Raw genomic sequence first — 15233 nt, forward strand, 5'->3', positions numbered from 1 at the left:
CCCCTCTCTATGTGCCTATTTTTGATGTTTTGGCGAGTTGAAGTGCAAGTAACATTGCTTTTGCTTTATGCTGTGTTTCTTCATACTCCTTATCAGGATCGGAATCAAATACAATTCCAGCACCTGCTTGCACATAAGCTTTCTCATCTCGAAAATAAATAGTTCTTATCGCAATACATGTGTCCACATTTCCTGCATAATCAAAATATCCAACAGCACCTGCATAAATCCCACGTGCTTCTGGCTCAAGTTCAGCAATAATCTCCATCGCTCGTATTTTAGGAGATCCAGAAACAGTCCCTGCGGGAAAACAAGCCCGAAATGCATCTAATGGTGTGTGTTTGGGTGATAGTTCCCCTGTTACTTGCGAAACGATATGCATCACATGAGAGTATCGCTCCACCTGTTTAAATGCTGTTACTTGTACAGAACCAAATTTAGAAACACGACCTACATCATTTCTTCCCAAATCCACTAACATGATATGTTCCGCATTTTCTTTAGGATCAGCAAGTAATTCTTTTTCTAGATTATCATCTTCTACTTTATCCTGACTCCTAGGACGCGATCCTGCGATTGGCCTTGTTTCTACCAATCGATCTTGTACTCTGACCAGAATTTCAGGTGAAGTCCCCACTATTTTCTCCTCACCTAGCTGAAGATAGTACATATAGGGAGAAGGATTAAGATAGCGCAAAATTCGATAAACCATCATTGGATCATGTATACCATCTATCGTATATTTTTGTGAAGGCACCACTTGAAAAATATCGCCTGCTCGAATATAATCTTTTGCTTTCTCCACTGCTTTACAAAAGTTTTCACGCGTAAAATTAGAAGTAACTTGACTAAAATCTACTTCTTCCCTTACAAGAGTCGGCAACGGTTCAATGAAAGGCTGCGTTTTTTGCAGTTGCACTTTCCAGTTTTCTAGCTTTGTCACTATTTTTTCATAGTCATCTGCTCCATCCGTTTGAGGAGTGAGATGCATAACCAAATATAATACTTGTTCTTGGTGATCAAAGACGATCAACCGATCATAAAATGCAAGATGCGTATCATACGCTTTTGTTTTACCTGTTGGATTGGTAAGAAGCGCATTCGGTTCAAATGCTTGAACTAATTCATAACTAAAATATCCTACTGCACCACCGAGAAACGGGGGGAAACCTTCATATTTCGGAGAAGTACTCGCTTCTAACATTTCATTTAGATGCGGAAGTGGATCATCAGCTGGAAATACTTTTATTCTATCTGAAGTAGTTACGGTTAGCATACTATCTTTGCCTGTTAATATCTGATAAGGCTGGGAACCCATAAATGAATACCGAGAAAATTTTTGATCCCCTTCTACGCTCTCCAAGAGAAAAGAATAATCATCTTTTTCTAACGCATGAAACAACTGAATAGGCGTGACTGTATCTATTTGGATTTTCTTACAAATGGGAATATGAGAATACTGCTTGGCGAATGCAAGCACTTCACTTTTGGTTGGATAAATCAAATCAATTTCCCTCCTTCATAAAATCGGAGAGAAAAGGATATAGAGGGAAAATAAATATGAAAAGCCAAAGCGGGGATGCTTTGGCTGTTGTTTGCATATAAACTCAGCTCTACTCCGCTAACTATATCCAATTCTCTACTCTACTCATCTACTCAAACTCACTGTAATAAATACTATCTTCTACTCTAAACGAGGACGATCTTTTCTGTCAATAATGAAATTACTTTTTCAAATCAGGCCGGAGTTTTTCCGCATCGTTGAGAAAAACATGTTGGATTTTTTCTGCGGATCTATCCGTATTCACCAATAACATCATCCGAATGCACAAAGGCAAACCATTTGGCACATCTACTTCAGTAGCCCCCATGAGTGGTACTAATTCCCACCCTTGTAATGCTCGAACTGCTGCTGCTGGAAAAGTCGCATTTAAGTCTGGTGTGCTGGTAATCAAAATACTAGCAACATCATCTGCTTCTAACTCATTACGTTCAATGATCGCTAAGGAAAGTTCCTTTGTAGCAGCTAAAATAGCTTCTTTCGTATTGAACTCTACTGTTGTAGCTCCACGAATTCCTCTTACCAATTACCTACTCACCTCTTTTAACTGATGCAAAACTTTTCTTATCTTTTCTTCTGGAATATCATGAACTACTTCCACTCGCCCTAGCTCTTTACTCAAAATAAAAGTATAGATTCCATGTTTTGCCTTTTTATCTCTCTTCATCAATTGCAATAAGGAATCCTCTGTCCATTGATCTTGTATTCTTGTTGGTAATGAAAATTTTCGTAACAAAAGCTCTGTATCTTCAACCAATTGAGCAGGTGCCGACAAAATCTCTACACTTAACATTGCAGCACCTACCATTCCTATGGCAATGGCTTCACCATGTGTATACCGTTTATAACTAGAAACGGACTCCAAAGCGTGACCGATGGTATGCCCATAATTTAGAATTGCTCGTATACCACTTTCTGTCTCATCATCCGAAACTACGCTAATTTTCACTTTACAACCACGATAGATAGCTTCTTCTAGTATAGGAAGATCCCTATTTCGCAAAGCCATATTGTTCTTCTCTAACCAAGAAACAAAGTTACTGTCCCAGATAAGAGCATGTTTGATAACTTCTGCAAAACCAGCTGTCAATTCTCTTTCAGGCAGAGTTGTTAGAATATTAACATCAAATAGAACAAACAGAGGCTGATGAAAAGCACCCATATAATTTTTACCAAGTTTATGGTTGATTCCCACTTTTCCACCTATGCTACTATCGTGTGCCAATAGGGTAGTAGGTAGTTGTACAAAAGGAATTCCTCTCATAAAACTTGCTGCTAAAAACCCAGCTAAATCTCCTACTACTCCCCCTCCAAAAGCTAATACTACACTGGAGCGGTCGAGACCGGCTTGTATGGCATCTGCATACAACCGATCCAACACCTCCAATGATTTACTGCTTTCTCCCGCAGGTACCACACTCATATCAACTCGAAACCCAGCGTTGCGGAGAGGTTCTACTATGTTTTCTGAATAGAGTGGAGCCACGTGACTATCGGTTACAAGAAACAACTTTTGATTGGTTTGTATGTTATGTTGTTTAAGCAATTCCGGTAAACGAGCCAATAGTGCTGTACCTACATAAACAGAATAAGCCCTAGATTTTGTCGAAACACGTAATTCTCTCATCTTAAAACCTCTTTGTTTTTTCACGGTATTGATTCACTTGCTCTACCAATTCATCAATGGTATCTGCCGGGAATTTTTCAAGTAAAGCTTGGGCTATTTCCCATGCAACGACATTTTCAGCAACTACGCTTGCAGCAGGCACCGCACAACTATCGGATCGTTCAATACTTGCAGCAAACGGCTCTTTTGTATCAATATCTACACTCATCAAAGGCTTATATAGTGTAGGAATCGGTTTCATCACACCACGAACGATGATAGGCTGTCCAGTGGTCATCCCACCTTCAAAACCACCCAATCGGTTGGTAGCACGACCAAATCCTTCTTCTTCGGACCAAACAATTTCATCATGCACTTCTGAACCGGGTCGTTTAGCAGCTTCAAAACCGATTCCAAATTCTACCCCTTTGAATGCATTAATACTTACAATAGCCCCCGCAATTCTTGCATCCAGCTTGCGATCCCAATGGACAAAACTACCAAGTCCAATAGGAACTCCTTCAACAATTACTTCTACTATTCCGCCCAATGAGTCTCCTTCTTTTTTTGCTTGATCAATTAAATCTTTCATCGGCTGCTCTGCTTTGGGATCTACACAACGTACGGAAGATTGTTCGGAACGTTGAACCAGTTCTTCTAAAGTAAGATCTACTCGTTCTGCTTCTACTTCACCAATTCGAAGGACGTGTCCTCCGATATGAATACCGCATAATGCAAGAATTTGTTTTGCTACAGCCCCTACAGCTACACGAGAGGCAGTTTCTCTCGCACTTGAGCGTTCTAATACATCTCGCATATCGTGATGATTGTACTTGATCGCGCCATTGAGATCGGCATGTCCTGGTCTTGGACGTGAAATACGACGTTTTCCAGCTTCCTCAGGATCAGCTAATGGATTCATGATTTTTTGCCAATGTGTCCAGTCTTTATTTTCAATCACCAATGTCACAGGTGCACCTGTTGTTTTTCCAAAACGAACACCAGACAACATTTGAGCTTGGTCTGTTTCGATTTGCATCCTTCGACCACGACCATGCCCTAACTGTCTTCTATGTAATTCATAATCCAATTTCTCTTTGGATAATGGCAATTGGCTTGGTAATCCTTCTATAATAATTGTCAATTGGGGTCCGTGTGACTCTCCCGCTGTTAAATACCTCATCTTAAACTCTCCTCATCTATGCAATTACAAAATCGTTATCTGTAAGTGTAACAAAAAAATGTCCACTAGGGCTAGTATAAACAAAAACAGTTCCCTAATATTTCATTGCAGAAGGGAGCAACTACTAATATTCAGAATTCAATTTACAAAGTATTTCATGTCTTTATAATAAATTTAGTAGATTCAGCCCATTCCTCAGATTTGGAGCAATCCATGGACAATGTAAGTGTAGCGCTTGCGTACGTCATCGGTGCGATCAAGCTCGACGGATACCAGCTTTCCGGAGAACAGATCGATCAACTGAAGAAGGTTCTGCCTGAGCTGGCAACTACTCCAGAGGAACTGGAAGAAAAGAAGCTTCGTGAGCTCCTTACGCGAATGTACACCTTGAAGCTGGAAAGAATCAGCCTCAAGGAGCGTGAAGTCTCCCGCAAGCGAGTCAAAAGCGCACTCGATAACATGGTAGCTCTGGAAGCAGATGCGGAAGCTGTAGGGCTGCTCAGCCTGAAAAGCTATTCAAACGCTTCCATCGAACTCGAGCTAATTCGGAAGAAAATGGAAAAACTTCTGGATCAGCTCGTGTCCGACGAAGACTTCAATACCTCATCGGCGGTGAAGAACATCTGTTCCGCTGTAAATAAGCTCATCTATTGGGTAAAGTGAGAGAAGCTTCTTCGGCCTGTTCCTTACGGATCGAAAGAAGAAGTCGAGTCTCTGATCATTCGATCAGAGGCTCGATCTGCTTTATAGAGTACTTTGTTTTTGCACATCCCTAAAAAGCAGTTGGCCTCAATCGAATGATCGAGGCCAACGAAAGACTTAGGTTACTTGGGGAAATTTCCCTTGCTGGATTGCGAGGATGAACCGATCCCACATTTCCATCGGGCAGGTCATTGCACCAGACTTAGGGAAGTTGTATGTGACTTGGCTATTTCCTGCAATCAGATTTTCCTTCCAGTTTCCCTTGTTTACAACCTGGAGGAATTCCTTCCACTCTTCGATCTCAAGAGTTACGCTGTCCAAGGGGCGCTTCCCTGAATGCTGAATCCTCACCCAACGTCCTACCGTTGCAATTCCTACATCATCCTGCTCTCCCTTTGCGGAAAAGACAAACCCAACACGCTCATAAGCCTCTCGTGAAATATCCATTTCTCTCCTTGGTTTCATGGATAATCATTGTTATTGTAACCTAATTTCAGATAAATTTTCATAATCAAAAAACCAACCGAGATAGTTGATTTTTTGTTCTAATTTTATACCGACGCCTTCATCTCTTGATAAACTTGAGCCAATTTTCGTATTCCTGTTCGAATCTTCTCCTTAGAAGTAAACGTAAAATTTAACCGTATACCATTTACATCTGGCTCATCAACGTAGAAAAAATGTCCAGGAAAATAAGAAACACCATTTGCTAAGGAATCTTCTAATAACTGCATGGAATCAATATCAGGAGATATTTCCATCCATAAATAAATTCCACCGGTAGGTTTGTTCCACTTTACTTCGTTCCCTAATTGGACAACCAATTCATCTTCCATTTCGTTTAATCGAGATTGATATTCCTTTACGAGTAGAGCATTGCGCTTGTCCAAATCATAGTTTTGGAGATAATGGGAAATTGCTTGTTGATCAATAGTACCCGAATGAATTACAGAGAGATGTTGCAATTGTACTAGCGATTGTAGGATGGTTGGATTTGCAGCGATATAACCTACCCTTACAGCAGGTGCGATAATTTTGGAAAAGGTACTAACATATACAACAGTAGCATGATCACTAGCTTCATCCAATTCGTATAGAGATGGGATATGCATCGATTGAAATCGAAGATCACCATAAGGATCATCTTCTAAAATGAGAACTCCAGCAGCTTTACATAATTGAATAAGTTGTTTTCTCCGCTCTATACTCCAAACTTTTCCATTCGGATTGCCAAATGTAGGATTAACATAAACAAATTTAGGACGAAATGTTCTTATTTTTTCTTCCACATCTTCAGGAAGCATGCCTTCCCAATCACTTTGCACCCCAACAGCTTGGATACCCTGTTGATGTAAAGATTTTAAAACCTCTTGATACGTAGGCCTTTCCACCAAGACAACATCGCCTTTTGCAGCAGTGATCCTCGTAATCAAATCGATTGCTTGAGATGACCCAGTGGTAACTAAAATATTGTCGCTTGTTATAATAATATGTTTGTGTTTCAGTCTTTTGCTGATTTCTTCTCGCAAGGAGCGATTTCCTTTGGAATCGGTACTATATTGTAAAATCTGATGATCTTTTAAAGCTTTCTCATAACACTTTCTAATCTCTTCCACAGGCAGCATATCATTCGCTGGAAAACCCGCTGTGAAAGAGATAAGTGATTCGCTGGATGCTTTTTTTAATAATTTCTGCAACAAATTCCCATTATCAACTGGTGACATTATCATCTCCCCTTCTATATCAAATTTAAAAAGCAGAACTTATTTACCATTAAAAAACATTTATTAATAAAAAATAACTATTCTATTAAAAACAATTACATTATACTATAGATTAATATTATTTAATAAAGAAACAATATTCGCTAGGAGGGACATCTTTGTCAGAACAAATATGGAAATACCCATCCAATTTCACACCTAGTGCTGGTGCTAAAGTATTTACTTATGGATTATGTGCCAATGCACTTGTAGTCATTCATTCCGTTGGTTTGCTAACTTTACTTCAAAGTAGGGACGTAAACATAAATGAAATCTATGATAGTGAAAAATATCCAGATTCTGTAGCAATTAAAGGAGCACTCTTAGTTTTACAATATGGCGAAATTATCGACAAAATAGATGATAAATACTCATTAACTACTTTTGGCAATGAAGTAATGGATGAATTACCCTCTTTCCTGCATTGGTTTGAATCCTATTCTAAGCTATTAGGAAAAAGTGTGATGATTGCGCAAGGAAAAGAAAAAGCGGAATTGGAAGACTTTTCAATGGAAGAAGTCGCTTTTACTGGTGATCTAGTAAAAAAACGTTTTCTACCAGTTATGAAGAAAGTAATGAAAGAGATTCATATTCAAGGCGATTTCTGTGATCTATGGTGTGGTACAGGAAACACTATCATTGACATTTGCAATGAATTTCAAGTAAATGGGCTTGGATTTGATAAAAGCCAAGCAATGGTTGATGTAGCGAATAAAAATTTACATTGGGCTTTTCAATCTGAAAAATTTTATGGACAAGCACATCTTGCGGACATTACAGCGTTCAAAGGCTCTTATCCAGAGGTGGATATCCTCTATACCAATTTTATAACCCATCACCTCAATCCGGATTCATTATGTACGGAAACACTTTGTTCTCTAAAACAGGCTTTTCCTAATGCAAGATACTTGTTGCTTATAGATGGTGTAACACCGACAAATCAATCCTTATCTCCCCTAATCTTCTCCCCTGCTTTTGACTATATCCATCGTCTTCAGCGGATTGAAACACGGAATAAAGAACGTCTGGACAAGATTATCCAAGACACTGGTTATACAATTGTAAAAGAAATAGAGATAGATTTTCCTAATCATTACTTATGGGTATTAGGTATGCTAAAATAATGTACTTTTGTTTCGAATACTTACGAAAATTGGATTTTCCTCTATTTCTACTTTTTAAAAGATAATGAAATTTGACATATGGACATAACAACCGACTACCTTTTCAGAAAGATATGTTGGTTGTTATGTGAACGGTGCTATTCAAATACAATTAGAAAGATATGAAAATCGAATCACTATCATCCTTTTAACTTTCTTTCTTCCTTTTCATCACTTCTGCCATTTGTTTCGCAAGTGGGTCATCTTCCATCGTTAATTTATTAATAATATGATCATAATCTCTATCATTCCGATTCTGACTTAGCTTATAAGCTGCTTGAAACTCACTCGCCTTTATTTTGAAACCGACAATCCCTTTTAATTCTTTGTTCAGTAATTCAGGAGAAAGTCTATCCCACAAGACTGGATTCTCTCTATGTTTTTCATATTTTTGCAACATATGGGAAAGTTCTTGTTTTAGCTCTTCTTCTGATAAAAGCATTCCTGTTCCATAGACATGCACAGCTTGATAATTCCAAGTAGGAACATTTTCCTTTTCATACCAGGACGAGGAAACATATGCATGCGGACCTTGGTAAATAATCAAGCATTCTTCACATGTTTCTAGTGTTCTCCATTGTGGATTTCCATAAGCCAAGTGACCTGTAATATAAACCTCTTCCCCTTTTTCTTGTAGTTCCAAAGGTAAGTGGGTAGCAATGGGTCTTCCTTTTTTGGTTGTGATAAGTGTCCCAAATGAATTCGCTTTTATAAATCCCTTGATTTCATTGATATCGGTTACTTTAAAAAGTTTAGGAATATACAACTTCCTTCCTCCTATCGTTGTTGAGATGTATAGTTTGTATTTATTCTTTTATCATCTCCTGAAAGATAACATTCGTAAATAAAAAAAATATTGTTTTACACATTAAATCACTTTTACTAACTCTTTTTCAGTTGGGGGTAGATTAAATGAATTTAAGTTTGTTTTGTAAACTAGTTAAAAAAATATTAGATGAAAGGATTAGACTTTTGTAAGATAGTATTAGTACTTATTTTCAGGAAAGGAAGATTTAAATGAAAGGTTTTAACCACCTTACCTTATGTATCCATGATCTACAAATAAGTCTTTCTTTTTATTGTAATCTACTAGGGATGAAACTTGTACATCGTGGACGTACAGATGCCTATCTGGAATGGGGATCTGCATGGATTTGTCTTCTTGAAAAGAAAGAACATACTTATCAACAAGGTATTTTGGGAATGGATCATATTGCTTTTTCGGTGGGCGAAGTAGAATTTAATGAGTTGGTAGCAAAAATTAGAGATCAAGACATACCGATCGTTAGACAACCAGTTTGGCGAGGTGGCGGTTTATCGTTTCAATGTAAAGATCCAGATGGCATTGTACTAGAATTTTTCACAGGAACTCTAACAAGACGAATGGAAAATTGGACATAATCTTCACCAATCGTAAACAGATCTAAATCATTACCCAAAGGAGTTGTAAACACAAATGGCAATTCGAAAACTAGAACATGTAGGAATCATGGTGGAAAATTTGGAACGTTCCATTGCCTTTTACAGTGATGTGCTTGGTATGACCTTACGTGATACACTCATTCATACAGATCCCACTATTACACTAGCTTTTCTCTCTTTTCCTGATTCGAAAGAAACAGAAGTAGAGCTTATCCATGGTTATAGAAGCGATTTACCAAAGGAAGGGGTAGTACATCATCTAGCCTTTGCAGTAGATAACATAGAAGAGGAAATAGAACGATTAAAGCAATCGAATGTTGTTTTTATAGATAAAGAAATCACTACTTTACCCAATGGATCGAGATATATTTTTTTCCATGGACCAGATCAGGAATCCATTGAACTCTTTGAATCTGCTAAATGAAAAAGAGCCTATGATAGGCTCTTTTGTTATACTGTTGCTTTTCGTAACATCCAGTAAGAAAACAGAAGATGAATCACTACGAAGGGAACAAGCCACCAAGTCAGTTGCAATGCAGTATAAATGCTTATCTTGGTAAATAAGATCGTCCACCAGCCAAAGTACATACATAAGGCTGTAAAAGCACTACCTAGGAACAAAGTAATAATGGAAAGAATGGTCAATCCCCATTTTCCAAATCTGCGATAGACACTTGAAATGGAGAACCCTAAATAGAAAAAGTAAACGAGTAAAATAAAGATGATCCATGCTTGAACGAAAATATTCCCCTCATTTAAATATGGTAAGTGAAAAAAATATAATTCAACTCCCCACCCATCAAAGAGATCCCCCTCTATAAAAGAAAGCAAAGACAAGAATACGGCGGCACTCAAACATGTAATGAAAACCATTGTTGCAGTTCCATAGAAATAATCTTTTCTTCGTATACTAAACCCGATAGAAAATACAAATGTTTGTTTTATCGTTACGATACCTAGAATCAACATATATATATAGATCGCAGCTACTCCCCCAGTGTAAATAGGTTTATCACCGATTGCCCCAGCGATAATAAGATTAATGAGAAAGCTACCAACCACAATGATCCAAGGAGTAAAAAACCAAATCATTTTGCCTCGAAAATGAATTTTAGCAGCTGTCAAAATGTTAGTTAGCGACATTACATTACTCCTCCCTGTTTTCTTGATCTATTCGTAAGATAGATTACAGCTTGTTGTAAGGAAACTGGGACGTATTCCAATCCTAAACCGTCCAATTTTAAATGATCTTTGGATACACCCGTATCATAAATCGTAGCGGATAAGATAGATCCTAATTTTTCTTGATGCAGAACTTCTTTTTCTTTTATATATTTTTCTACTTTTTGCGAATCACCAACAATGGTATATACTTGACCACGTAGCGTTTCTAAATCTCCCTTCATCACTAATCTCCCATTGTCCATCACTAAGATATGTTCCAACAATTGACTTACTTCATCAATCAAGTGCGTAGATAAAATAACGGTTCTTGGATTATTGGAGTAATCTTTCAATAATTGATCGTAAAAAATACTTCTTGCCACGGCATCCAGTCCCAAATATGGTTCATCAAATATCGTTAAAGGTGCTCTACTTGCTAGTCCGACTACAATACCAACAGAGGAAAGCATTCCTCTTGATAGTTTTTTCATATTACGTTTTTGAGGTAATTGAAAGGAAGTAACTAACTGCTGAGCATAATCTTCATCCCAGTTTGGATAGATGGATGCAGCTGTTGCAAGTACATCCATGACTCGAAAATATTCTGGATACGCTTGACTTTCTTTAATAAAACAGACCTTCTGCAAAATCCCACGATTCTCGTAAGGTTCTTCTCCAAAAACTTTTATTTCTCCCTCTGTTGGAAACAATTGAGCCGTGATCATATTCATAATCGTTGTTTTTCCTGCACCATTTCTCCCTAAAAATCCATATATTTTATTTTCTTCTATAGAAAAACTGATTTCATTTACTGCAGTTACATCTTTGTATGCTTTGGTTACATTTTTCACTTCTAAAATATTGGACATTGCCCTACCCCCTCTTTTGTATCATTTCTGTTAATTGATCCTTTGTAATCCCCAATTTTTTTGCCTCTTGGATCATCGCAACAATATATTGTTCGTAAAAAAGTTCTCTTCTTTTCTCACGCAACTTTTCTTGTGCACCAGTCGATACAAACATGCCAATACCTCGCTTTTTGTATAAAATACTTTGGTCTACTAGCTGATTTACTCCTTTTGCAGCTGTTGCAGGATTGATCCGATAGAAAGATGCAAATTGATTGGTAGAAGGAACTTGCGTTTCTTCTGCTAACCTTCCTTCTAATATGTCATCTTCTATCATTTCGGCGATTTGTACAAAAATGGGACGGCCATCCTCTGGCAATTTGGCCATATCTTCACCACCAATTCGGTTAACTACTTATGTAACTAACCATATAAGATGATCGTATTTTTGTCAACTATTCTCAGAAAAATATTCAAATAAAAAAATACACCAGTACGCTGACTAGTGTATTTTTGAAGTGAAATCTATTCTTTTTGACTTAGTGGAAAAAATGCGTTAGTTTCTCAACCAATTGATCCGGAGCTTCATACATACTCATATGCCCAACAGATGGAATTACAACTTGTTCTATGTTCTGCCCTTCTGTTGAAAATGCTCGTTTTGTAGGAACAACGACATCTTCACTTCCAGCAACGATCAAAACAGGGACAGATGTTGTTGCTAATACATCCGTAAGATTCGGTCTGTTTCGCATTGCGCCTAGAGCCGCAATTGCACCTTGAGGGCTTGCGCCATACCCAATTTCTTTTGTTGTTTGTTCAAAGTCTGCCAAATAGGCAGGAGCAAATAACTTTGGAATCAATCCATCGACAAAAGGTTGTAATCCTTCCGTTTTGATTTTTTCTATGCCTGCTAACCTACCAGCCTTCGCTTCTTCTGTGTCTGGAAGAGCAGTTGAATGAATGAGGGCAAAACGATCCAGCATAGATGCATATTTTTTTGAAAAAGCCATTGTTATATATCCACCCAAGGAATGTCCAACAAGTGTAATTTTATCTAAACGTAACTGCTCTACAAGATTAGCAATCTCATCTGCATAATCTTCAGTTGTATTGGTATCACTGGACAAAGCAGAATTTCCATGACCTGGTAGATCTATCGCAATAACTCGATATTTTTTTGCCAATGGTTCCATTACATGATCCCAATAATGATGGTCCCCTACAAAACCATGTACCAATATGATCGGTTTTCCTTGACCTAAATCTTCGAATGCGATGGTTGTTCCTTTATTGGTTTGCAATGTTTTTAATGTCATATGTACGTCCCGTAAAACAACGGGTTCCCTCCTTTTTATCCATGTTTCCTCATGGATAACATTAGTATACTACATTCTTTCATTCTATTTTGACAGTCTTATTTAGGAGGAAAGGTACATGTACAAAAATAGAAGCATTACGACAATCACTTCAAAATATGTTTCTCTATCTCGACACCTGTCCTCTTGCCTTGAAAATAGGACTTTCCTATGGTAAAGGTACAGATCTCGCTGGCGGAAACTGGAACGAAATCTCTCACATGTTCAATGAGATAACAGAGCAACATGAACGAGATATTTATTTGTATAAGGTTTGCAAAATTGTTTCTCATTTAATAAAACTAAGAATAATATTATAATCAACAATAAGAGGATATCCTATTGGAATCTTACTTTTGAATCAAAAGGCATTCTTCTTTTAACACAACACTTGGATCCTTTTAGGACCGGGATGGAGATGAGTAATGGTGAAAAATTTACAGTTTCTGCAAGCTCAAAAAGGAAAAAGAAAAATTGCTATGGCAACTGGCTATGATTATCCAACAGCTGTTTTACTCGATCAAACAAATATGGATGTTGTATTAATAGGAGATAGTGTCGGTACAAACGTGTTGGGATATCAAAGTGAAAAAGAAGTGACCTTAGACGACATCATTCATCATACAAAAGCAGTTAACAGAGGAATCAAAAATGCCTATATCGTAGCGGATTTATCCTACCAAACCTACACAAATCCTGACATGGCATTAACGAATGCAAAGAAACTGCTTGCTTCTGGAGCAAACGGTATAAAATTAGAAGGATATCACCCATCGATCATACACCATCTGCATAAAAATCATATAGAAGTTTGGGCGCACATCGGATATAATGCACAATTCCATGAAAAAGCTGCTATTCAAGGAAAATCGTTTTCTCAAGCCAAGCAATTGTTAACTGAAACCCTTCATTTACAAGAAGCAGGCGCACAAATGGTCATTTTAGAGCTAGTCCCTGAAGAAGTGGCGAGAGCAATTACAAACAAATTAACCATCCCTACGATTGGAATTGGTGCTGGACGATATACAGATGGGCAAGTCTTGGTAATACAAGATTTGCTAGGTATTACCTCCTATCAGTTTAGACATGCGAAAAAGTATGCGGAATTAAACTCAGATATAAAATCTGCATTTGAGAACTATATCAAAGAGGTAAAGGAAGGAATCTTTCCCACTGAATCCAATTTTACTCATATGAAGGAAGAAGATCTGTCGTTATTTGATGAGTGGATGAAGAATAAAGAAAAAGTGACGAATTAAAAAGTAATAAAACAGAAATGACCTCGTTATCTCCCAAAAGGAGAATGGGGTCATTTCTGTTTTTCCCATCTAATTACCAACTAAATGTTAAATTTCACAAAACATAATCAAGAAAGAGTGAATCAAAAGGTTCATCATCCAATGATAAAATCTTTACTTCTCGTTTCGCAGATTCATATAGTTTTTGCACAATATCAACAGGAATATCTAAAGCCAAATCAGAAATGATCCTATCACAAAGCACACTATTGTATTCCACATAATCTTCTAAGAAATAACGTTCACAAATTGGATATGATCTTTTCATCTCTTCTAATTGAGCCCTACCCGAAAACTTTAATAAATCTTGCCAAAAAGGACACATCACAAGCAAAATGATGCATTCTTGAAAGTTGGAAGCTATAAAGCCTGCTTGACCTTCCGAACTGATATATAAGATTGGCAAATCATCAACGGGGCCATCCCCATACAAAGCAAACAACCCACCTGTTCCATCTTTTGCAATAATGATCGTTTTCTCCATCGTAATAAAATCGGAATCATTTTGATAAAGGTAGACATTTTCTATTTCAAAATCCAATGGCCAAGAAAAAAATTCTTTATATTTAGGGGTATTACGAATCTGTTTATAAAGGCAGGGTAAATCGATATTTTCCACTCCCTTTTCCATATTCATTTTAATCAGAAAAAACCTCTCATTCTCCAGTCGTGTACTCAAATGCTTTTAAGTATTGTTGGGAAAGACCCAATTCCTTTACTAAAACATATAGAGCATGTTTGATATCTTCATAATCAAACTCGCTAATCTGGTGTGCGTATAATCCCTCTTGTAAAAGATCTCGCTTCCATATTTTGTCGATGAGCCGAACGATTTCTTCTCTCACCAAACCGTTTTTCTCCCAGTAATCTTTTAAATGTATTAACTGTATCAGAAGCTCTCCTTCTATCATGTAACCAAGAAATAAATCATCTTGTAGCCGACGAAGTACTTCCCAGCCGATATAATCCAAAAATATAGACTGCCTCATACACCTTGTAAGATCTAATATAGATAATTGAGCTAGTGTCTTTCTTCGAATGGACTCATACCAGAGAGGAAGAGGATATTTACTTGTTTCTTGGTCGGTTTTAACTTCTTTGTATCCTTTTATTCGTTCTATTTCGGCAATCGTAATGTCAAATTTCATCTGAATCTCCTACTCAT

18 protein-coding genes are annotated in these 15233 nt (G+C 37.4%); 5 read left to right on the forward strand and 13 right to left on the reverse strand.

Features of this window, described 5'->3' with window-relative positions; genetic code table 11:
- Positions 1-7: 7 nt before the first annotated feature.
- The 4 genes from trpE to aroC all read right to left on the reverse strand — a co-directional run bounded on the left by trpE (position 8) and on the right by aroC (position 4350).
- Positions 8-1504 carry an anthranilate synthase component I gene (gene trpE, locus A3GQ_RS23305; protein WP_051271171.1) on the reverse strand — a complete coding sequence of 499 codons (1497 nt, stop codon included), beginning with the start codon at positions 1502-1504 and terminating at the stop codon, positions 8-10.
- A gap of 220 nt (positions 1505-1724) precedes the next feature.
- Positions 1725-2087, reverse strand: coding sequence for a chorismate mutase (gene aroH, locus A3GQ_RS0103650; RefSeq protein ID WP_028775899.1), 363 nt, complete (start codon positions 2085-2087; stop codon positions 1725-1727).
- The gene (gene aroB, locus A3GQ_RS0103655; protein WP_028775900.1) at positions 2088-3188 is read right to left on the reverse strand and encodes a 3-dehydroquinate synthase; all 1101 of its coding nucleotides are present in this window, start codon (positions 3186-3188) and stop codon (positions 2088-2090) included. It lies immediately after the preceding gene.
- Between the two features lies 1 nt (position 3189).
- Positions 3190-4350 (reverse strand): chorismate synthase, encoded by a 1161-nt coding sequence (aroC, locus tag A3GQ_RS0103660; protein ID WP_028775901.1) that lies wholly within the window; start codon positions 4348-4350, stop codon positions 3190-3192.
- A gap of 213 nt (positions 4351-4563) precedes the next feature.
- Between aroC and A3GQ_RS0103665 the strand changes: the two genes are divergently transcribed.
- The gene (locus tag A3GQ_RS0103665; protein ID WP_028775902.1) at positions 4564-5013 is read left to right on the forward strand and encodes a hypothetical protein; all 450 of its coding nucleotides are present in this window, start codon (positions 4564-4566) and stop codon (positions 5011-5013) included.
- Between the two features lie 156 nt (positions 5014-5169).
- On the opposite strand, the gene A3GQ_RS0103670 is transcribed toward A3GQ_RS0103665, so the two are convergent.
- Entirely contained in the window at positions 5170-5517 is a 348-nt protein-coding gene (locus A3GQ_RS0103670) for a hypothetical protein (RefSeq protein ID WP_156877528.1), read from the reverse strand.
- Positions 5518-5603: 86 nt separating this feature from the next.
- Positions 5604-6776, reverse strand: a complete 1173-nt coding sequence (locus tag A3GQ_RS0103675; protein ID WP_051271172.1) for an aminotransferase-like domain-containing protein — start codon at positions 6774-6776, stop codon at positions 5604-5606.
- 158 nt (positions 6777-6934) lie between these two features.
- On the opposite strand from A3GQ_RS0103675, the gene A3GQ_RS0103680 reads away from it, so the two are divergent.
- Positions 6935-7939: a class I SAM-dependent methyltransferase gene (locus A3GQ_RS0103680; RefSeq protein WP_028775905.1), complete on the forward strand. Its 1005-nt coding sequence runs from the start codon at positions 6935-6937 to the stop codon at positions 7937-7939.
- Positions 7940-8126: 187 nt separating this feature from the next.
- On the opposite strand, the gene A3GQ_RS0103685 is transcribed toward A3GQ_RS0103680, so the two are convergent.
- Positions 8127-8744 carry an FMN-binding negative transcriptional regulator gene (locus A3GQ_RS0103685; protein ID WP_028775906.1) on the reverse strand — a complete coding sequence of 206 codons (618 nt, stop codon included), beginning with the start codon at positions 8742-8744 and terminating at the stop codon, positions 8127-8129.
- Between the two features lie 251 nt (positions 8745-8995).
- Here A3GQ_RS0103685 and A3GQ_RS0103690 point away from each other — a divergent pair, with 251 nt between their 5' ends.
- Both A3GQ_RS0103690 and A3GQ_RS0103695 read left to right on the forward strand, forming a co-directional pair.
- Positions 8996-9379, forward strand: coding sequence for a VOC family protein (locus tag A3GQ_RS0103690; RefSeq protein ID WP_028775907.1), 384 nt, complete (start codon positions 8996-8998; stop codon positions 9377-9379).
- A gap of 55 nt (positions 9380-9434) precedes the next feature.
- A complete protein-coding gene (locus A3GQ_RS0103695; protein ID WP_028775908.1) occupies positions 9435-9824 on the forward strand; it encodes a VOC family protein in 390 nt (129 codons plus the stop codon).
- A 26-nt stretch (positions 9825-9850) separates the two neighbouring features.
- On the opposite strand, the gene A3GQ_RS0103700 is transcribed toward A3GQ_RS0103695, so the two are convergent.
- The 4 genes from A3GQ_RS0103700 to A3GQ_RS0103715 form a co-directional block, all read right to left on the reverse strand.
- Positions 9851-10543 carry a hypothetical protein gene (locus tag A3GQ_RS0103700; RefSeq protein ID WP_028775909.1) on the reverse strand — a complete coding sequence of 231 codons (693 nt, stop codon included), beginning with the start codon at positions 10541-10543 and terminating at the stop codon, positions 9851-9853.
- Positions 10543-11433 (reverse strand): ABC transporter ATP-binding protein, encoded by an 891-nt coding sequence (locus tag A3GQ_RS0103705; protein WP_028775910.1) that lies wholly within the window; start codon positions 11431-11433, stop codon positions 10543-10545. Before A3GQ_RS0103705 ends, A3GQ_RS0103700 begins: the two co-directional genes overlap by 1 nt.
- A gap of 4 nt (positions 11434-11437) precedes the next feature.
- The gene (locus A3GQ_RS0103710; protein WP_028775911.1) at positions 11438-11800 is read right to left on the reverse strand and encodes a GntR family transcriptional regulator; all 363 of its coding nucleotides are present in this window, start codon (positions 11798-11800) and stop codon (positions 11438-11440) included.
- A 151-nt stretch (positions 11801-11951) separates the two neighbouring features.
- The gene (locus A3GQ_RS0103715) at positions 11952-12731 is read right to left on the reverse strand and encodes an alpha/beta fold hydrolase (RefSeq protein WP_028775912.1); all 780 of its coding nucleotides are present in this window, start codon (positions 12729-12731) and stop codon (positions 11952-11954) included.
- 464 nt (positions 12732-13195) lie between these two features.
- Here A3GQ_RS0103715 and panB point away from each other — a divergent pair, with 464 nt between their 5' ends.
- Positions 13196-14029 (forward strand): 3-methyl-2-oxobutanoate hydroxymethyltransferase, encoded by an 834-nt coding sequence (panB, locus tag A3GQ_RS0103720; RefSeq protein WP_028775913.1) that lies wholly within the window; start codon positions 13196-13198, stop codon positions 14027-14029.
- Between the two features lie 94 nt (positions 14030-14123).
- Here panB and A3GQ_RS0103725 read toward each other — a convergent pair whose 3' ends face one another.
- Positions 14124-14705: a hypothetical protein gene (locus tag A3GQ_RS0103725; protein WP_156877529.1), complete on the reverse strand. Its 582-nt coding sequence runs from the start codon at positions 14703-14705 to the stop codon at positions 14124-14126.
- A 19-nt stretch (positions 14706-14724) separates the two neighbouring features.
- Complete coding sequence (locus tag A3GQ_RS0103730) at positions 14725-15216, reverse strand: contact-dependent growth inhibition system immunity protein (RefSeq protein ID WP_028775915.1); 492 nt, start codon at positions 15214-15216, stop codon at positions 14725-14727.
- Between the last annotated feature and the right edge of the window lie 17 nt (positions 15217-15233).

It is taken from the genome of Shimazuella kribbensis DSM 45090, from assembly GCF_000428065.1.
In the GTDB taxonomy this organism is placed as follows: Bacteria; Bacillota; Bacilli; order Thermoactinomycetales; family Thermoactinomycetaceae; genus Shimazuella; species Shimazuella kribbensis.